Annotated in this window: 19 protein-coding genes; 14 read left to right on the top strand and 5 right to left on the bottom strand. The window is 70.9% G+C overall.

The window, feature by feature from the left end:
* Positions 1-51: 51 nt before the first annotated feature.
* Positions 52-1,290 carry a patatin-like phospholipase family protein gene (locus ENE75_RS01615; protein ID WP_128194963.1) on the bottom strand — a complete coding sequence of 413 codons (1,239 nt, stop codon included), beginning with the start codon at positions 1,288-1,290 and terminating at the stop codon, positions 52-54.
* Positions 1,291-1,297: 7 nt separating this feature from the next.
* Entirely contained in the window at positions 1,298-1,852 is a 555-nt protein-coding gene (locus tag ENE75_RS01620) for a phasin family protein (protein WP_128194965.1), read from the bottom strand.
* 163 nt (positions 1,853-2,015) lie between these two features.
* Here ENE75_RS01620 and ENE75_RS01625 point away from each other — a divergent pair, with 163 nt between their 5' ends.
* Entirely contained in the window at positions 2,016-4,013 is a 1,998-nt protein-coding gene (locus ENE75_RS01625) for an SDR family oxidoreductase (protein ID WP_128194967.1), read from the top strand.
* Between the two features lie 49 nt (positions 4,014-4,062).
* On the opposite strand, the gene ENE75_RS01630 is transcribed toward ENE75_RS01625, so the two are convergent.
* Entirely contained in the window at positions 4,063-4,335 is a 273-nt protein-coding gene (locus ENE75_RS01630; protein ID WP_128194969.1) for a copper-binding protein, read from the bottom strand.
* A gap of 120 nt (positions 4,336-4,455) precedes the next feature.
* Between ENE75_RS01630 and argB the strand changes: the two genes are divergently transcribed.
* From argB to ENE75_RS01655, 5 genes are all read left to right on the top strand, one after another.
* Positions 4,456-5,361 carry an acetylglutamate kinase gene (gene argB, locus ENE75_RS01635; RefSeq protein ID WP_128194971.1) on the top strand — a complete coding sequence of 302 codons (906 nt, stop codon included), beginning with the start codon at positions 4,456-4,458 and terminating at the stop codon, positions 5,359-5,361.
* Complete coding sequence (locus ENE75_RS01640; RefSeq protein ID WP_128194974.1) at positions 5,361-6,050, top strand: pyrimidine 5'-nucleotidase; 690 nt, start codon at positions 5,361-5,363, stop codon at positions 6,048-6,050. Before argB ends, ENE75_RS01640 begins: the two co-directional genes overlap by 1 nt.
* A gap of 101 nt (positions 6,051-6,151) precedes the next feature.
* Positions 6,152-6,820, top strand: coding sequence for a nucleoid occlusion factor SlmA (gene slmA / locus ENE75_RS01645; protein ID WP_128194976.1), 669 nt, complete (start codon positions 6,152-6,154; stop codon positions 6,818-6,820).
* A 37-nt stretch (positions 6,821-6,857) separates the two neighbouring features.
* Positions 6,858-7,532 carry a ligase-associated DNA damage response endonuclease PdeM gene (gene pdeM / locus ENE75_RS01650; RefSeq protein WP_128194978.1) on the top strand — a complete coding sequence of 225 codons (675 nt, stop codon included), beginning with the start codon at positions 6,858-6,860 and terminating at the stop codon, positions 7,530-7,532.
* Positions 7,529-10,648: an ATP-binding protein gene (locus ENE75_RS01655; RefSeq protein WP_128194980.1), complete on the top strand. Its 3,120-nt coding sequence runs from the start codon at positions 7,529-7,531 to the stop codon at positions 10,646-10,648. Before pdeM ends, ENE75_RS01655 begins: the two co-directional genes overlap by 4 nt.
* A 32-nt stretch (positions 10,649-10,680) precedes the next feature.
* Here the strand turns inward: ENE75_RS01655 and ENE75_RS01660 are convergent, their stop codons facing one another.
* Complete coding sequence (locus ENE75_RS01660) at positions 10,681-11,661, bottom strand: PEP-CTERM sorting domain-containing protein (protein WP_128194982.1); 981 nt, start codon at positions 11,659-11,661, stop codon at positions 10,681-10,683.
* A 93-nt stretch (positions 11,662-11,754) separates the two neighbouring features.
* Here ENE75_RS01660 and ENE75_RS01665 point away from each other — a divergent pair, with 93 nt between their 5' ends.
* The 8 genes from ENE75_RS01665 (at position 11,755) to tatC (ending at position 15,803) form a co-directional block, all read left to right on the top strand.
* Positions 11,755-12,618 (top strand): ATP-binding protein, encoded by an 864-nt coding sequence (locus ENE75_RS01665; protein ID WP_128194984.1) that lies wholly within the window; start codon positions 11,755-11,757, stop codon positions 12,616-12,618.
* Positions 12,611-13,030: an NUDIX domain-containing protein gene (locus ENE75_RS01670; RefSeq protein ID WP_128194986.1), complete on the top strand. Its 420-nt coding sequence runs from the start codon at positions 12,611-12,613 to the stop codon at positions 13,028-13,030. The genes ENE75_RS01665 and ENE75_RS01670 overlap by 8 nt, the downstream gene beginning before the upstream one ends.
* 21 nt (positions 13,031-13,051) lie before the next feature.
* Entirely contained in the window at positions 13,052-13,444 is a 393-nt protein-coding gene (hisI, locus tag ENE75_RS01675; protein WP_128194988.1) for a phosphoribosyl-AMP cyclohydrolase, read from the top strand.
* The gene (locus ENE75_RS01680) at positions 13,441-13,800 is read left to right on the top strand and encodes a phosphoribosyl-ATP diphosphatase (protein ID WP_128194990.1); all 360 of its coding nucleotides are present in this window, start codon (positions 13,441-13,443) and stop codon (positions 13,798-13,800) included. The genes hisI and ENE75_RS01680 overlap by 4 nt, the downstream gene beginning before the upstream one ends.
* The gene (locus tag ENE75_RS01685; protein ID WP_128194992.1) at positions 13,797-14,150 is read left to right on the top strand and encodes a histidine triad nucleotide-binding protein; all 354 of its coding nucleotides are present in this window, start codon (positions 13,797-13,799) and stop codon (positions 14,148-14,150) included. The genes ENE75_RS01680 and ENE75_RS01685 overlap by 4 nt, the downstream gene beginning before the upstream one ends.
* Before the next feature lie 64 nt (positions 14,151-14,214).
* Positions 14,215-14,457, top strand: coding sequence for a Sec-independent protein translocase subunit TatA (gene tatA, locus ENE75_RS01690; RefSeq protein WP_128194994.1), 243 nt, complete (start codon positions 14,215-14,217; stop codon positions 14,455-14,457).
* A gap of 19 nt (positions 14,458-14,476) precedes the next feature.
* Positions 14,477-14,971 (top strand): Sec-independent protein translocase protein TatB, encoded by a 495-nt coding sequence (gene tatB / locus ENE75_RS01695; RefSeq protein WP_128194996.1) that lies wholly within the window; start codon positions 14,477-14,479, stop codon positions 14,969-14,971.
* A 52-nt stretch (positions 14,972-15,023) separates the two neighbouring features.
* Positions 15,024-15,803 carry a twin-arginine translocase subunit TatC gene (tatC, locus tag ENE75_RS01700; protein WP_128194998.1) on the top strand — a complete coding sequence of 260 codons (780 nt, stop codon included), beginning with the start codon at positions 15,024-15,026 and terminating at the stop codon, positions 15,801-15,803.
* 28 nt (positions 15,804-15,831) lie between these two features.
* Here tatC and ENE75_RS01705 read toward each other — a convergent pair whose 3' ends face one another.
* Entirely contained in the window at positions 15,832-16,986 is a 1,155-nt protein-coding gene (locus ENE75_RS01705) for a S1C family serine protease (protein ID WP_199232188.1), read from the bottom strand.
* Between the last annotated feature and the right edge of the window lie 16 nt (positions 16,987-17,002).

Here is a 17,002-nt window from a genome sequence, read left to right on the forward strand (position 1 = left end):
TTGAGCCCGACGTTCACGTGCCGTGCCGTCCAGCCTGGCATGGCTGGCTTGTCAGGGTGGCGCCAGCGCGTCTTCCAGCCTGTCCAGCACACCGTGAAGCCGGTGCAGCGCGCGCGCGCTGCGCCGGCCCGGGACACGCGGGGCCAACAGTCGCCGACCGCGGTCGGCCAGCACCGCCCCGTCCAGCGCCAGCCCGTGGCGGGCCAATTGGCGGTTCAGCCCCGTGCGCCGGGTGCGCAGGTCGTCCCGCATGCGCACGTAAGCGTGTTCGGCCAGCGCCCGCCGTTGCCGGTAGCCGAAGGTGTTGGCCAGGAACATCGTCGGGTCGCGGTGGTCCGGCTCGAACAGCAGGATGTCGGTGTCCGGGTGGCTGCGCGCGTAGCCCTTGAGGCCCAGTTCCAGGCGCGAGTGGATCAACGAGCGAAAGGTCTGCGACATCACCACCGGCAGGCCGCCTTCCACCAGCCGCGGGATGGCCGGTTCCGGGCTACCCAGGACACGATGCCCGTGCGGGTGGCTGGCATCGAAGGGCACCAGCGGGTTCAGGCAGATCACGAGGTCCAGACCCAGGTCCAGCAGCACGCTGGCGTGCAGCGTCTTCTTCAGGGCGCCGTCGGCGTACCAGCGCCCGCCCACCGGCACCGGCGGGAACAGCCCCGGCAGCGCGGCGCTGGCGGCCACGGCCACCGAGATGGGCACGTGGTCCCAGCCCGGCATGCCGAACGGTGCTGCCGTGCCGCTGTCGAGGTCGGTGGCCACCAGGACCAGGCGCCGCCCGTGCGTGCGCGCCAGTTCGCGGAAGTCGTTCGTGCGGCCGGGCTGGCTCAGCACGTGGCGCAGTTGCGCCTCGATGGGTGCATGGCTGAACAGGCCGGTGGGCAGGGCGCGGCCCAGTCGCTCGGCCGCGGCCAGCCAGGACCGGCCGCCAAAGAGCGCCTGCCAGGCGGTCTGCACCGCCAGCCCAGGCAGCGCGGCGCCGCGGCGGGCGAACTCCGCCCAGGCCGGGCGCATGAAGGCGGCGGGGTCGATGCGGTCGCCTGCCGGCGCGTCGTCCTCGATGAAGGCGGCGCACATCTGGCGTGGCGTCATGCCGTTGGCCAGCCCGGCGGCCAGGAAGCCGCCGGCCGAGACGCCGACATAGCCGTCCAGCGCCACGAAGTCCACGCCGGGCAAGGCCTCGGCCAACGCGTTGAGGGCGCCGATCTCCCAGATCGCGCCCAAAGGTCCACCGCCGGCCAGCGCCAGCCCGACCCGCGGGCGGGCGCGGCGGCTGGCGGCGCGGCCGTTCATCGTTTCGTCAGGCAGCCGTGGTTGCCTTGCGCGGCGCACGCTTGGCGGCCGGCGCCTTCACCGCCGCCTTCTTGGCGGCAGTCTTGGCCGGGGCCTTCTTCGCGGCGGCCTTGGGCGCTGCGGCTGCGCCGCCCTTGTTCAGCTTGGCCACCTGGGCCGCCAGGGCGTCCACACGCTTGACCAGCGCATCGACATCCTTGGCCGTGGGCACGCCCAGCTTGGACAAGGCCTTGGCAGTGCGCTGCTCGAAGATCGACTCGAGCTTGTCCCAGTTCTGCCCCGCCTTGGCGGTGACGGTGCCGGCCATCGCGCTCATCTTGCCGGTGACCTCGCTGATCTTGTCCTCGGCCATGCCCTGCGTCTTCTTCTGCAGGCTCATGCCTTCCTTGACCAGCGCCTCGAACACCTTGCCGCCTTCTTCCTGCGCCTTCGAGAAGGCGCCCATGCCGGCCAGCCAGATCTGCTGGGCCGAGTCCTTGACCGACGCCGCCAGCTGGCCGTCCAGCAGGCCGGCGGGCGAGGCCGCCTTGTTCTCGGAAATGCGCTTGAGCTTCTTGACCATGTGAGTCCCTCGGGTGAATCCGTGCCTGCACTGTAGGCCCGCGCCGTGGAGAACGCAGCCTAGAAGCCTAGTGAGAACCCTCTAGTCCGATCCGGGAAAGCGCCATCGGGCAATGCCGGGGGACTGGTCAAGAATGCGCGTTGGTTTTCCCGGAGGATCTCGCATGCGTTACTTCGTCACCGGTGCCACCGGCTTCATCGGCAAGCGCCTGGTCAAGGCCCTGCTCGCCCGTCGTGGCGCCACCGTGTACTTCCTGGTGCGGCCGGGCAGCGAAGGCAAGGTCGCGGGCCTGCTGGCCGACTGGGGCACGACGAAGGCCCGCGCGATCGCCGTGACCGGCGACCTGACGGCCAAGAAGCTGGGCGTGTCGGCCGAGGACATCAAGTCGCTCAAGGGCAGTATCGACGCCGTCTACCACCTGGCGGCGGTGTACGACCTGTCGGCCGACGAGGAGAGCCAGATCCGCGTGAACGTGGAGGGCACGCGCAACATGGTGGAGTTCGCGAAGGCGATCGACGCGAAGCACGTTCACCACGTCAGCAGCATCGCCGCCGCCGGCCTGTACGAGGGCGTCTTCCGCGAGGACATGTTCGAGGAGGCCGAGGGCCTGGACCACCCGTACTTCGCCACCAAGCACGAGAGCGAGAAGATCGTGCGCAAGGAGTGCAAGGTGCCGTGGACGGTGTACCGGCCCGCCATGGTGGTCGGCGACTCGGCCACTGGCGAGATGGACAAGATCGACGGCCCGTACTACTTCTTCAAGCTGATCCAGCGCATGCGGCAGATCCTGCCGCCGTGGTTCCCGTCGGTGGGTCTGGAGGGCGGGCGCGTGAACATCGTGCCGGTGGACTTCGTGGTCAAGGCGCTGGACCACATCAGCCACGCCAAGGCCGACAACGCCGGCAAGTGCTTCCACCTGGTCGACCCGATGGGCTACCGCGTGGGCGACGTGCTCGACATCTTCAGCAAGGCCGCGCACGCGCCGAAGATGAACGTCTTCGTCAACGCCGCGCTTCTGGGGTTCATCCCGAAGAGCGTCAAGAAGGGCCTGATGGCGCTGGCGCCGGTGCGCCGCATCCGTGCCGCGGTGATGAAGGACCTGGCGCTGCCCGAGGACATCCTCACCTTCGTCAACTACCCCACGCGCTTCGACTGCCGGGAGACCACCGCGGCACTCAAGGGCAGCGGCATCGAGTGCCCCAACCTGCACGACTACGCGTGGCGGCTGTGGGACTACTGGGAACGCCACCTCGACCCCGACCTCTTCATCGACCGCAGCCTCAAGGGCACGGTCGGCGGCAAGGTGGTGCTGGTCACCGGCGGTTCATCGGGGATCGGCCTGGCTGCGGCGATGAAGTTCGCCGAAGCGGGTGCGGTCACCATCATCTGCGCCCGCGGCGAAGACAAGCTGGCCGAGGCGGTCAAGGAGATCCAGGCCCACGCCGGCAAGGATGCCAAGGTCTTCAGCTACAGCGTGGACATCGCCAACGAGGCTGACTGCGCCGCCTTCGTGCAGACGCTGGAGACCGAGCACGGCGGCGTGGACTTCCTGATCAACAACGCCGGGCGCAGCATCCGGCGTGCGATCGAGTCCAGCTACGACCGCTTCCACGACTTCCAGCGCACGATGGACCTGAACTACTTCGGCTGCCTGCGTGTCACCATGGGCCTGCTGCCGGGCATGGTGAAGAAGCGCAAGGGCCACGTGGTCAACATCAGCTCGATCGGCGTGTTGACCAATGCGCCGCGCTTCAGCGCCTACGTGGCCAGCAAGGCGGCACTGGACGCGTGGACGCGCTGCGCCAGCAGCGAGTTCGCCGACCAGGGCATCACCTTCACCACCATCAACATGCCGCTGGTGCGCACGCCGATGATCGCGCCCACCAAGATCTACCAGAACGTGCCGACGCTGAGCCCGGAGGAGGCGGCGGACATGATCGCGCAGGCCTGCATTGCCAAGCCGGTGCGCATCGCCACGCGCCTGGGCATCACCGGCGAACTGCTGCACGCGGCAGCGCCGCGCATCGCGCAGATCGTCATGAACACCAGCTTCCGCATGTTCCCCGACAGCGACGCTGCCAAGGGCGAGAAGGGCGACAAGCCCAGGCTGTCGCCCGAGGCCATCGCGATGCAGCAGATGATGCGCGGCATCCACTTCTGACGCACGCACCCGCTGCCCGGCCCGCGCGCAACCGGCGGGCCGGGTGGGCTCACCTGGCCAGCTTGGTCACGGTGTACTGGCCATCGATCTTGTCGACATCGACCTTGATCTTGTCGCCGGCCTTCAGACCATCGAGCATGGCCTTGTCGGCCACGCGGAAGACCATGGTCATCGGGGGCATGTCGAGGTTCTTGATCTCGCCGTGCTTCAGGGTCAGCTTGCCCTGGGCAGCGTCGACCTTGCGCACCTCGGCATCAACGCTCTGCGCTGAAACGAAGCCGGCGGCCAGGGTCAAGACGGCGGCGAGGGTCAGGCGTTTCATGGTGTCGGTCTCCTTCAGAACCTTCAACGCAGCGCACCGGGTGCAGGTGGACAACGGCGTGCTGCGCCGCAACAGCCGCCTTTCTACAATGGGATGCATTCCCACCGCCGAGGCCCGCCCATGACGACCCCGCACGAGCAGTCGCTGGACCACATCACCCCGCGCGAGCAGGCCGAGATCCTGGCCCAGGCGCTGCCCTACATCCGCCAGTTCCACGGCAAGACCCTCGTCATCAAGTACGGCGGCAACGCCATGACCGACCCGGCGCTGCAGCAGGACTTCGCCGAGGACGTGGTGCTGCTCAAGCTGGTCGGCATGAACCCCATCGTGGTGCACGGCGGTGGCCCGCAGATCGACGAGGCGCTGGCCCGCGTGGGCAAGAAGGGCACCTTCGTGCAGGGCATGCGCGTGACCGACGAGGAGACCATGGAAGTCGTCGAGTGGGTGCTGGCCGGCCAGGTGCAGCAGGACATCGTCGGCCTGATCAACGCCGCCGGCGGCAAGGCCGTGGGCCTGACCGGGCGCGACGGCGGCCTGATCCGCGCGCGCAAGCTGAAGATGGCCGACAAGGACGACCCGAGCAAGGAACACGACGTGGGCCAGGTCGGCGAGATCGTCGGCATCGACCCCGGCGTGGTGCAGGCGCTGCAGGACGACCGGTTCATCCCGGTGATCAGCCCGATCGGCTTCGGCGAGCACAACGAGAGCTACAACATCAATGCCGACATGGTGGCCAGCAAGCTGGCCACCGTGCTCAAGGCCGAGAAACTGCTGCTGCTGACCAACATCCGTGGCGTGCTCGACAAGCAGGGCGAGTTGCTGACCGAACTGACGGCACGCGACATCGACGACCTGATCGCCGACGGCACCATCAGCGGCGGCATGCTGCCCAAGATCGCCGGGGCCATCGACGCGGCCAAGAGCGGGGTGCACGCGGTGCACATCGTCGACGGGCGCGTGCCGCACGCCATGCTGCTGGAGGTGCTCAGCGACCGCGCCTACGGCACGATGATCAAGTCGCATTGATGCCGCCCGCCGGCGGCCGGGTCTGGCTGTTCGACCTGGACAACACGCTGCACGACGCGTCGGCGTCGGCCTTCCGCGACGTCAACCGCGGCATGACGGACTACATCGTCGAACACCTGGGCATCGACGAATCCGGCGCCGACGCGCTGCGGCGCGACTACTGGCAACGCTATGGCGCCACGCTGCTGGGCCTGGTGCGACACCATGGCGTGGCCGGCGCGCACTTCCTGGCGCAGACGCACCGACTGCCGGGACTGGAGCAGCGTGTCTACGGGCACGCCCACGACTTCGCCGCGCTGGCGCGGCTGCCGGGGCGCCGCTACGTGCTGACCAACGCACCGCGCGACTACGCCGAGCGCGTCATCGGCGCGCTCGGCATCGGCCACCTGTTCCACGGCGTGCTGTGCATCGAGGACATGCGCATGTTCGGCCACTGGCGGCCCAAGCCCGACCGGCGCATGTTTCGCCGCCTGCTCGCGCGCCTGCGGGTGCCGCCCGCGCGCGCGGTGCTGGTGGAGGACACGCTGGAGCACCAGAAGGCGGCGCGGTCGCTGGGCATGCGCACCGTGTGGATGCAGCGCTGGACGCGGCGGGCTGGCTGGGGCGTGGCGGCCGCCACCCGGGTGGCGCGTCGGCCGGCCTACGTGGACCGGCGCATCGTCCGCCTGCTGCAGTTGACGCGAGGCTGACACCGGCGGCGGGGCCGCCTCGGTGTTTACCTGCGCCGGTACGGCGGATCCCTGTGCCAGAATGTTTTTTCGATCTGTAAGTGAGTGCCGGCACGTCCACCATGTCCGACCCCCTGAGCGAACCCGCCATCGAAGTGGGTCCCGATACACCGGCACCTGCTGCGCCGACCACTGCTCCGGAAGCGCCGTCGCGCAAGCGCCCCAAGCCCGGCGAGCGCCGCATCCAGATCCTGCAGACGCTGGCCGGCATGCTCGAACAGCCAGGGGCCGACCGCATCACCACCGCCGCGCTGGCAGGGAAGCTGGCGGTCAGCGAGGCTGCCCTGTACCGCCACTTCGCCAGCAAGGCGCAGATGTTCGAGGGCCTGATCGAGTTCATCGAGAGCAGCGTGTTTTCGCTCGTCAACCAGATCGCCGAGCGCGAGAGCGACGGTGGTGCGCAGGCGCGGAAGATCGTGGCCGTGCTGCTGCAGTTCGGCGAGAAGAACCCGGGCATGACGCGTGTGATGGTGGGCGACGCGCTGGTCTTCGAGCACGAGCGCCTATCGGTGCGCATGAACCAGTTCTTCGACCGGGTGGAGTCGCAGTTGCGCCAGTGTCTGCGCCAGGCCGCCGAGGCCAACGGCTCGGCCACGCCGACGGTGGAGGCCAACGTGCTGGCCTCGGCGCTCACCGCGCTGGCCGTCGGCCGCTTGCACCGCTACGCCCGCTCCGGCTTCAAGCGGCTGCCCACCGAGAACCTGGAGCCGGCACTCGCCCGCCTGACCTGAGCGGCGCGGTGGTTTGGCGCGCAGGCGCGGCCAGCACATGGACATCGAAATCGCGGGCCTGCCGCTCCGCCTGTTGCCCCAGCGCGCGGCCTTTCTGCCGGACGACAGCCTGTTGCTGGTGGCCGACCTGCACCTCGGCAAGGCGCAGAGCTTTCGCCGCCTGGGCGTGCCGGTGCCGCAGGGCACGACCAGCGCCACGCTGGCGCGTCTGGACGCGGCGATCGCCGCCACCGGCGCGCGCGGCATCGTCTTCCTGGGCGACCTGATCCACTCCGCGCGCTCGAAGGCGCCGGCCACCTGGGCGGCCGTGGCCCGCTGGCGCGAACGCCACGCCGGGCTCGACCTGCACCTGGTGCGCGGCAACCACGACCGCCACGCCGGCGATCCGCCCGCCGAATGGCGCATCGCCTGTGTCGACGAGCCGTGGCGTCTCGGGCGCGGAGGCGCCTTGGCGCTGGCACACCACCCCGAGCCGGTGCAGGGTGCCTATGTGCTTGCAGGCCATCTGCACCCGGCCGTGTCGGTGGGGGGCCGGGCGCATGACCGCTTGCGCCTGCCGTGCTTCCACTTCGGCCCGGGCGTGGGCGTGCTGCCGGCCTTCGGGGCCTTCACCGGCACGCACACGTTGCCGTGCACGCCGGACGACCGCGTCTACGTGGTGCACGACACGGCCGTCACTCCGCTGCCGCCCGTGCGCAGGAACCGGCCGTGAGCCCCGGCCTCGGCACCACGACGTCTCCGACGGCCGGACGCTGGCGGGTCACCTTCGAGGACGTGGTGCGGGTGCACGACGATGGGCAGGTGCACCCGGTGGCCACGCGCAAGGCGCTGGCGCTGCTGGTGGTGCTGGTGATCGACGGCGCCACGTCGCGCTCCCACCTGGCGCGCCTGCTGTGGCCCGATGTGGCCCCCGACGCGGCGCGCCGCAACCTCCGCCGCGAGGTCTACCGGTGGCGGCAGGCCGGCCTGCCGCTGCAGGATCTCGACGGGCAGCGCCTGGGCCTGGCCGCGGGAGCCGTGGCGGTGGACCGCCCGCCCGGCCGCGGTAGATGGGTGGAACCGCTGATCGGCGTCGCGGGCGAGGACTTCGACGACTGGCTGGCCCAGCATGTCGGGGCGACGCCTGCAGCGACGTCGTCCGCGCCGCGCGGGCCATGGCGCGCGGCGCCCCTGCAGGAACCCGCGGCGGCCGACATCCCGGCACCGGGCGCGCCGCCGTTCGTGGCCCGCGTGGCCTGGCTGCGCGCCATCGACGACGCCTGGGCCGCTGGGCGCAGCGTCGTACTCGCCGGTCCGCCGGGCATCGGCAAGACCCGGCTCGCCCTCGAGGCGGCGGCCCGCCACGGCGCCGTGCTTCATGTGGCGGCGCGGCCGGAGGACGCCGATGCGCCCTTCGCCGCGGCCATCCGTGGCCTGCGTGCGCTGCGCGAGGCGGCGCCCGACGTGGTCCTGCCCCCCTGGGTGCTGGAGACCCTGGCCGTGGTGATGCCGGACTGGGCGCCGGACGGGTCCGCGCCCATCCCGCCTGGCGACGACTGGCCGGCGCGGCTGGCCGCCGCAGGCGCCGTGGCGCTGCGGCGCCTGGCGGCCGACAACTTCAACGTGCTGGTGTTCGACGACTGGCAATGGGTGGACCCGGAGAGCGCACGGTGGTGGATCCAGCTCGATGCGGCCGATGCCATGCAGACGCCGGCCGACCCGCTGCCCCTGCGCCTGGTGGCCCACCGCGTTGGTGCGCTGCAGCCGGCCGTGCTCGCGCACTTGCGGTCGGTCTGCGACAGCGGACAGGCCGTGCGCCTCGTGCTCGACGACTGGAGCCTGGACGAAGTGGGGCAGCTGGTGGCCGGCGGCCTGGGCGCGCTGGCACCCGATCTGGCGATGAAGCTGCACGCGAGCACGGGCGGCCACCCGCTGTTCGTGCTCGAGACACTGCGCTGGCTGCAGGCCACGGGGCAGCTGTCTGCCGCGGGCACGGAGGCCGTCACGCCCGCGACCGTGCGCCTGCCCCCCAGCGTGCACGACGCCGTGCGCGCCCGCGTGCATGCCCTCGGCGCGGTCGCAGCCGAGGTGCTGCAGGCGGCCAGCCTGGCCGTGCCGCCGCTGCGGGCACGGGCGTTGGCGGTGGTCACCGGCGTGGCGGTCGACGCCGTGGAGGCGGTGCTGGCGCACGCCACGGCGGCCGGGCTGCTGGTGGATGGCGGAGCCGGTCTGCGCTTCACACACGACCTGGTCCGCGAATCGCTGGGGGAATCGACACCGGTGCCCAGGCGCGAGCGCTGGCATGCGGCCTGGGCCCTCCGCGCCGCGGCCGACGGCGCCGCGCCGGCCCAGGTGGCCGCCCACTGGGACGCCGCGGGCGACGCCACGGCGGCGCGCGAATGGCACGTGCGCGCCGCCGAACAGGCGCAGCGTGTGCATGCCCTGCCGCAGGCGCTGGTGCATTGGCGCGCAGCGCTTGCCGCGGCACCGGCCACCGCGGCCGCCGTGCCGTGGTGGCTGCAGTGTGCCGACGTGCTGGCGCGCCTGGACGATGTGGCCGGTGCTGACGCCGCACTGCGCGAAGCAGCCCTGGCAGCCGATGCCGTGCCACCGCTGCGCCGCCGCGTGCGGGCCCTGCAGGCCCAGCTGTGGGCGCGTTCGGGGCGGCTGGACGATGCCGAGGCCCTGCTGGCGCAGGTGCAGCCCGACGCTGGTGAAGGCCTGCACCCGGTGCTGGCGGTCACGGCCGCGGAGATCGCGCAGCGCCGTGGCCAGCTCGACCGTGCCGTGGCCCTGTGCAGCCAGGCGGCGGCGCAATGGCCCGACGAACCCGGCGCGCTGCCGGCCATCGCGGACGCCCTGCACGGTGTGGCGCGCGCCGCCGCGCAGTCGGGCGATTTCGCCACCGGCCAGCAGGCGTGCGAGCGCGGCCTGGCGCTGCTGCGCGCGGTCGATGCCCCTGCCGTGGCCTCGGCGCTGTTGTCGATGCTGGGCGTGGTGCAGATCTGGCGTGGCGAACGCGACGCTGCCCGAGAGACGCTGGTCCGGGCCGCGGATGCAGCGCGGCGCGGTGGCCACCCCAACACCCGGCGCATGGCGCTGCTGAACCTGGCCAAGCTGCACAGCGACGCCGGCGAGATTGCCGCCTGCCTGTCGATGCTCGACGAGCTCGACCGCCTGCCGCCCGCGGCGGACGCCGTGCGCGGCGAGCTCTTCGTGGCCCAGGTGCGCTGGTTTGCCGGCTGGCTGGCCGGCGACCTGGCGGCCTGCGGTGATCAGCAACCGAGGCTGCTGGCCCTGGCCGAGGCCACGGCCGACGCCTATGCGCGGCTCAGCACCTTGCAGCTGGTGGTGGACCTGCCGCTGCTGTGCGGTGACCTGGCCGAGGCCGGCGCCCTGCTGGAGCGGGCGCAGACCGACCCGGGCCTGCCGCAGACGGGGCCCATCCGCACGATGGTGGACAACAAGCGGGCCTGGTGGCTGCTGCGCGCGGGGCGACCGGCCGATGCGCTGACGCTGCTGGGCGCTGCCCCGCCAGCCGACCTGGACGAGGCGCGCCTGCTGCGCACGGCCGTCCAGGCCGGCGCCCTGCGCGCACTCGGCCGGCCCACGGAGGCGCTCGACGCCGTGCAGGCCGTGGCCCTGGATGCCGGTGGCAGCGGCGACTCGCTGGCGCGCTGGCTGGCCGAGTGGTGGCGCTGCGCGCACGCGACGGGTGTCGCACCACCGCCGGCGATGCAGACGGCCACACATGCGCTGCTGGCCGGCACGCGCGCGCCGGCGGTCGACCGGCAGGCGCTGCGGGACGCGATGGCGGGGGTGCTGACTTCGACCGCTTCGGCAGGCTGAGCCAGTCCGCAGGGACTGTCTTCAGTCCAGCCTCAGCCCCCCATGAAGCGGCGGCGGCTGCCGAACCACAGGCCGGCACTGCCCAGCGCCAGCAGCAGGGCGGTCGACGGCTCGGGCACCGGGCTGGCCAGCAGCCAGTTGACACCGCTGGCGGCATCGATGCCATAGCCGGTGACGGCCTCGCCGCCGATGCTCAGGCCCCAGCTGCCGGCGTAGCGGAAGCTGTGCATGAAGTCGCCCGACGCAGTGGTCAGCTGGGTGCTGCCGCTGAACGCCGCCGTGCTGGCCGCGAGTGTGGCGTAGACCCCGAAGTCGAAGGCCTGGCCGATCGTGACCGGCACCGCGAAGACGATGCGGTCGTCGATGAGCCGGTCGCCGTCGCGCGACACGCCCCAGGCCACGCGCTGGCGGTCGGTGGTGAAGAGGTCGGAATCACCGCGGTCGTGGCCGGCCACGTTCCTGTTCAGCTCCTGATTGTTCTTGTAGGCGTTCAGCATGGCCTTGGCCGAGCCGCCATTGGCCGCATGAAGGCTGCCGTCGACGGCGACGGCAAAAGTCCAGATCGCCGGCTGGCCGTCGAAGCCGTCCAGCTGCAACGTGACCGTGTCGCGCCAGCCACCCCCCGCCACGCCGATGGGGAACTGATCGACGTAGCGGCCTTGGTTGGTGGCCGACAGGTGGATGAACCCGAGGCCGGCGTCGGCCGCTGCCTGGTTGGCCGTGGCACCGCTGGCCTGGCTGGCGGAAGTGGAACCGCCGGCCAGACCGGCGAACGTGGCACTGTCGCAGGCGGCGCGGCCCGGCCAGGTGTTGAAGTGGGCCGTCAGGTCCAGCCCGGGCGTCCAGGACGTGCCGGAGCTGATGGGGCTGGCGCAGGCGGAGACGAAGCCTCCGGGCACGGGCGTCGTGGACTGGCTGGGGCCCGCCTGGGCGGTGGCCGCGCCGATCAGCGGCAAGGCCAGGGGCAGGTGGGTCAGCCAGCGGGGCAGGGCACGCAGCGAGGGGGTGTTCATCGTCGTGGACTCCGGGATTCGAACGGTGCGGGTTACAGCATTCCTGACCGGCGTTGAATCGGCGTTGAATGGCCCGTGCCCTAGACTGACGGCATGTCCGTCGACACCCTGATCGCCCGCGCCGAGGCGCTGATCTCGCGCCTAGAAGCCATCCTCCCCCATCCCCTGGCCGAGCCCGACTGGGCTGCCTCCGTGGCCTTCCGCTACCGCAAGCGCGGCGGCAGTGGCGTGCTGGAGCCGGTGCGCCACGTGGCCACCATCCGCCTGGCCGACCTGCAGGAGGTGGAGCCGCAGAAGGACCGTCTCTTGCGCAACACGGCGCAGTTCGTCGCCGGCCGGCCGGCCAACAACGTGCTGCTGACCGGCGCCCGCGGCACCGGCAAGAGCAGCCTGATCAAGGCCTGCCTGAACGAGTACGCACCGCAGGGCCTGCGACTGATCGAAGTCGACAAGGCCGACCTGGTGGACCTGCCCGACCTGGTGGACCGCGTCGCCGCGCGGCCGGAGCGCTTCATCGTCTTCTGCGACGACCTCAGCTTCGACGAGGGCGAACCCGGCTACAAGGCGCTGAAGTCCATGCTCGACGGCAGCGTGGCGGCCAGCGGCGACAACGTGCTGATCTACGCCACCAGCAACCGCCGCCACCTGCTGCCGGAGTACATGAAGGAGAACCTCAGCTACACGCACACCGAGGACGGCGAGGTGCACCCGGGCGAGGTGGTGGAAGAGAAGATCTCGCTGTCCGAACGCTTCGGACTCTGGATCAGCTTCTACCCCTTCACGCAGGCCGAGTACCTGGCCATCGTGGCGCAGTGGCTGCGCCACTTCGGGCTCGGCGAGGACGCGATCGCCGGTGCGCGACAGGAATCGCTGGTGTGGGCGCTGGAGCGCGGCTCGCGCTCGGGCCGCGTGGCCTACCAGTTCGCGCGCGACTTCGCGGGGCGCCAGGATGTCTGAACGGCAACCGGTCGACGTGGCCGTGGGCGTATTGATCGACGCCGACGACCGCTTCCTGCTCACGTCCCGCCCCGAGGGCAAGGTCTACGCCGGCCACTGGGAGTTCCCCGGCGGCAAGCTGGAGGCCGGCGAATCCGTGGAGCAGGCGCTGCGGCGCGAACTGCACGAGGAACTCGGCATCACCATCGGCCCGGCCGTGCCGTGGAAGGTGGAGATCGTCGACTACCCGCATGCCCGCGTCCGGCTGCACTTCTGCAAGGTGCTGCACTGGCAGGGCGCGTTCGAGATGCGCGAGCGCCAGCAGATGGCCTGGCAGACGCTGCCGGTGCAGGTGGGCCCGGTGCTGCCGGGCACGGTGCCGGTGCTGGGCTGGCTGGCCGCCGAGCGTGGCTTCACGGGCGCCACGCACTGACGGGCCACTAGACTGCCGGCCATGGACACATTGCTCGACAGCATCCGCTGGGACGCCCAGGGCCTGGTGCCGGCCATCGCCCAGGAACAGGGCAGCAACGACGTGCTGATGGTGGCCTGGATGAACCGCGAGGCGCTGGCCGAGACGGCACGCCGCGGCGAGGCCGTGTATTTCAGCCGCTCGCGCGGCCGCCTGTGGCACAAGGGCGAGGAATCGGGCCACGTGCAGAAGGTGCACGAGATCCGCCTGGACTGCGACGCCGACGTGGTGCTGCTGAAGGTCACGCAGCTCGGCCATGACCCCGGCATCGCCTGCCACACCGGGCGTCACAGTTGCTTCTTCCGCGTCTGGAACAATGGGGCCTGGCAGGCCGTCGACCCGGTCCTGAAGGACCCACAGAGCATCTACAAGTGAACGCCGACGACACCCTGGCCCGCCTCGCGGACGTGATCGAGTCCCGCCGTGGCGGTGACCCCGACAAGAGCTACGTCGCCCGCCTGTTCCACAAGGGCGCTGACGCCATGCTCAAGAAGGTGGGCGAGGAAGCCACCGAGGTCGTGATGGCGGCCAAGGACGTGCCGCATGGCGGCGGCGCCGACAAGCTGGTCGGCGAGGTGGCCGACCTGTGGTTCCACACGATGGTCGTGCTGGCCGCCCATGGCCTGCGGCCGGCCGACGTGCTGGCCGAACTGCGGCGGCGCGAGGGCCTGTCGGGCCTGGAGGAGTTCGCCGCGCGCAAGGCGCAGGCCCGTGAACGAGGAGAAGCATGAGCGCACGTCACGACCCGAACTGCATCTTCTGCAAGATCATCGCCGGGCAGATCCCGTCGAAGAAGGCCTACGAGGACGAGGAACTCCTGGCCTTCCACGACATCAACCCCTGGGCACCGGTGCACGTGCTCATCATTCCCAAGGCGCACATCGCCACGCTGTACGACGCGCAGCCGGAGGACGATGCGCTGCTGGGCCGCATGCTGGGCCTGGCGCCGCGGCTCATGCGTGAACTGGGCGTGGACGACGGCTTCCGCACCATCGTCAACACCGGGCCCAATGGCGGGCAGGAGGTCTACCACCTCCACATGCACGTGATGGGTGGGCCCAGGCCCTGGAAGAAGGGCTGATCCCCTGCGAACTGGCCGGCGAGAGCCGGTCCCCTAGAATTCCGGATTCCTTCAGGAGAAAGTCATGGGTTCCTTCAGCATCTGGCACTGGCTGATCGTGCTGCTGGTCGTGGTGTTGATCTTCGGCACGAAGAAGCTGAAGAACATCGGCTCCGACCTTGGTGGCGCGGTCAAGGGCTTCAAGGACGGCGTCAAGGGTGCGAACGACGCCGCCGACGAGCAGGCCGCCGGCGGCCCGGCGGCGCAGGTGACGGCCGCCAAGCGCGAGGCCGAGACCGTGGACGTCGAGGCCAAGACCAAGTCCTGACCCCGGCCCTGCCGCGCGCATGATCGACTTCGGCTTCGACAAGCTGGCCCTCATCGGTGCCGTGGCGTTGATCGTCATCGGCCCGGAGAAGCTGCCCAAGGTGGCTCGCACGGTGGGTCACCTGTTTGGCAAGGCGCAGCGTTACGTGGCCGACGTCAAGGCCGAGGTCAACCGCTCGATCGAGCTCGACGAGCTCAAGAAGATGAAGACGCAGTTCGAGGACGCCGCGCGCGACGTGCAGAGCAGCGTCGAGCAGAACGTGCGCGAGGCCAGCCAGAGCTTCGAGAGCGACTGGCGCGAGGCCACGGCCGGACTGAGTTCGGACGGTGTGTCTTCCACGTCGTCGAGCTACGAGTCCATCCGCCCGCCGCCGTCCTACACGCCGCCGCGCAAGAACTGGCGGCTCAAGCGAGGTGCCACGCCGCAGTGGTACAAGCAGCGCCACGGTGTGCGCACCAAGGCGCAGTCTGGCGCGGCACGCGTGGCCCGCTTCCGCCCGCCGGGCCTTCGATGACGCCTTGCCTTGACGCCTTCCGGCGCCGGGACGGCCAGGGGCCACTGAACCGATGAGCACCTCCGACAAGGACGATGAACTGGCGGGCACCGAAGCCCCGTTCGTCTCCCACCTGATCGAACTGCGCGACCGGATGATCCGTGCGCTGATCGCCGTGGGCATCGCCTTCGGTGCGCTGATGCTCTGGCCAGGCGCCGGCGCGCTCTACGACCTGCTGGCCGCGCCGCTGGCCGAGCACCTGCCGCAGGGTGCCACGCTGATCGCCACCAGCGTGATCACGCCATTCCTGGTGCCGCTGAAGATCACGCTGATGGGGGCGTTCCTGATCGCGCTGCCCTACGTGCTCTACCAGGTCTGGGCCTTCGTCGCGCCTGGCCTGTACTCGCACGAGAAGAAGATGGTGCTGCCGCTGGTGATCTCCAGCACCATCCTGTTCCTCATCGGCGTGGCCTTCGTGTACTTCATCGTCATCCCGGGGCTGGCCGGCTTCATCCAGGCGGTGGCGCCGGAGAGCATCACCGCGGCGCCTGACGTCGAGGAGTACTTCGGCTTCGTGCTGACGCTGTTCTTCGTGTTCGGCATCGCCTTCGAGGTGCCGATCGCGGTGATCGTGCTCGTGCGCATCGGCGTGGTCACGATCGAGCAGCTGAAGAAGGCGCGCGGCTACTTCATCGTCGGCGCGTTCATCGTGGCGGCCATCGTCACCCCGCCGGACGTGATCTCGCAGCTGTCTCTGGCCATCCCGATGTGCCTGCTGTACGAGGCCGGCATCATCGCGGCGCGCCTGTTCGTCAAGCACACCAAGGCGCCTGAGGGGGCCACCGAGGCCTGATGCAGGCGCCGGTGCGCCGGTCGCGTGTTCAGCGCTGACGTGCCGCCGGCGGGCGCTGGCCCGGCACCACCTCGATCGTCAGAGTCTGCGCGCCGCGCTGCACGGTGAGCGCCGCCGTTTCGCCGGGCTTCAGTGCGGCCACGGCGTCCAGCAGGCGCGTAGCGTCGGCCACCTCGCGCCCGGCCACCTGCGTGATCACGTCACCGGGCTTCAGGCCGGCCCTGGCTGCCGGCCCGTTGCGCAGCACGCCGGCCACGAGCGCGCCCTGCGTCACCGGCAGGTTGAACGCCTCGACGATCTCCGGGTTCAGGTTCTGCGGCTCCACGCCCAGCCAGCCACGCTGCACGACCCCGTCGCGCAGCAGGGCCTCGAGCACGCTGCGTGCGGTGTCCACCGGGATCGCGAAGCCGATGCCCAGGCTGCCGCCACCGTCCTGGCGCGCGAAGATGGCGGTGTTGATGCCCACCAGGCGGCCCTGGGCGTCCACCAGCGCACCGCCCGAGTTGCCCGGGTTGATGGCGGCATCGGTCTGGATGAAGTTCTCGTAGGTCGACAGGCCCAGCCGGGTGCGGCCCAGTGCGCTGACGATGCCGGCCGTCACCGTCTGGCCGACGCCGAAGGGGTTGCCGATGGCCAGCACCACGTCGCCCACCTGCAAGGCGGTGGCGTCGCCCAGGGTCACCGCCGGCAGGTCATCGGCGGCGAGCTTCAGTACGGCGAGGTCGGTCTCCGGGTCGCTGCCCACCAGTTCCGCGGCCAGACGCCGGCCGTCGGCCAACTGCACCTCGATCGCGCTGGCCCCGGCCACCACGTGGTGGTTGGTCAGCAGGTAGCCCTCGGGTGCCACGATGACGCCGGAGCCGAGCCCTGTGCGCGGGCGGTTGGGGCCGAGGAAGAAGCGCCAGTGCGGGTCTTCGCTCGACGCGTCGTTCGGTGCGCGGGCCGGCACCTGGCTGGCCAGGATGCTCACCACCGCCGGCGCCGCGGCGCGCGCTGCGGCACTGTAGCCACTGCCCGCTGCCGATGCGGCGGGGGCTGGGTCGGCGGCCAGGACGGTCAGCGTCGGGCGGGGCAGCACCTTGCTGCCGGCCCCGAGCCACTGCGGCTTGAGCGTGGCCAGCACGAACAGCGCGGCCACCGTCACCGTGACCGCCTGCGAGAATAGAAGCCAGGTCTTGCGCATCAGGGAAAGGACGGCG

The organism is Rubrivivax albus, from assembly GCF_004016515.1.
In the GTDB taxonomy this organism is placed as follows: domain Bacteria; phylum Pseudomonadota; class Gammaproteobacteria; order Burkholderiales; family Burkholderiaceae_C; genus Rubrivivax; species Rubrivivax albus.

Coding starts and splice junctions, on each gene's coding strand:
- ENE75_RS01615 (WP_128194963.1), bottom strand. CDS start 1,290: ATGAACGGCCGCGCCGCCAGCCGCCGCGCCCGCCCGCGGGTCGGGCTG.
- ENE75_RS01620 (WP_128194965.1), bottom strand. CDS start 1,852: ATGGTCAAGAAGCTCAAGCGCATTTCCGAGAACAAGGCGGCCTCGCCC.
- ENE75_RS01625 (WP_128194967.1), top strand. CDS start 2,016: ATGCGTTACTTCGTCACCGGTGCCACCGGCTTCATCGGCAAGCGCCTG.
- ENE75_RS01630 (WP_128194969.1), bottom strand. CDS start 4,335: ATGAAACGCCTGACCCTCGCCGCCGTCTTGACCCTGGCCGCCGGCTTC.
- argB (WP_128194971.1), top strand. CDS start 4,456: ATGACGACCCCGCACGAGCAGTCGCTGGACCACATCACCCCGCGCGAG.
- ENE75_RS01640 (WP_128194974.1), top strand. CDS start 5,361: ATGCCGCCCGCCGGCGGCCGGGTCTGGCTGTTCGACCTGGACAACACG.
- slmA (WP_128194976.1), top strand. CDS start 6,152: ATGTCCGACCCCCTGAGCGAACCCGCCATCGAAGTGGGTCCCGATACA.
- pdeM (WP_128194978.1), top strand. CDS start 6,858: ATGGACATCGAAATCGCGGGCCTGCCGCTCCGCCTGTTGCCCCAGCGC.
- ENE75_RS01660 (WP_128194982.1), bottom strand. CDS start 11,661: ATGAACACCCCCTCGCTGCGTGCCCTGCCCCGCTGGCTGACCCACCTG.
- ENE75_RS01665 (WP_128194984.1), top strand. CDS start 11,755: ATGTCCGTCGACACCCTGATCGCCCGCGCCGAGGCGCTGATCTCGCGC.
- ENE75_RS01670 (WP_128194986.1), top strand. CDS start 12,611: ATGTCTGAACGGCAACCGGTCGACGTGGCCGTGGGCGTATTGATCGAC.
- hisI (WP_128194988.1), top strand. CDS start 13,052: ATGGACACATTGCTCGACAGCATCCGCTGGGACGCCCAGGGCCTGGTG.
- ENE75_RS01685 (WP_128194992.1), top strand. CDS start 13,797: ATGAGCGCACGTCACGACCCGAACTGCATCTTCTGCAAGATCATCGCC.
- tatA (WP_128194994.1), top strand. CDS start 14,215: ATGGGTTCCTTCAGCATCTGGCACTGGCTGATCGTGCTGCTGGTCGTG.
- tatB (WP_128194996.1), top strand. CDS start 14,477: ATGATCGACTTCGGCTTCGACAAGCTGGCCCTCATCGGTGCCGTGGCG.
- tatC (WP_128194998.1), top strand. CDS start 15,024: ATGAGCACCTCCGACAAGGACGATGAACTGGCGGGCACCGAAGCCCCG.
- ENE75_RS01705 (WP_199232188.1), bottom strand. CDS start 16,986: ATGCGCAAGACCTGGCTTCTATTCTCGCAGGCGGTCACGGTGACGGTG.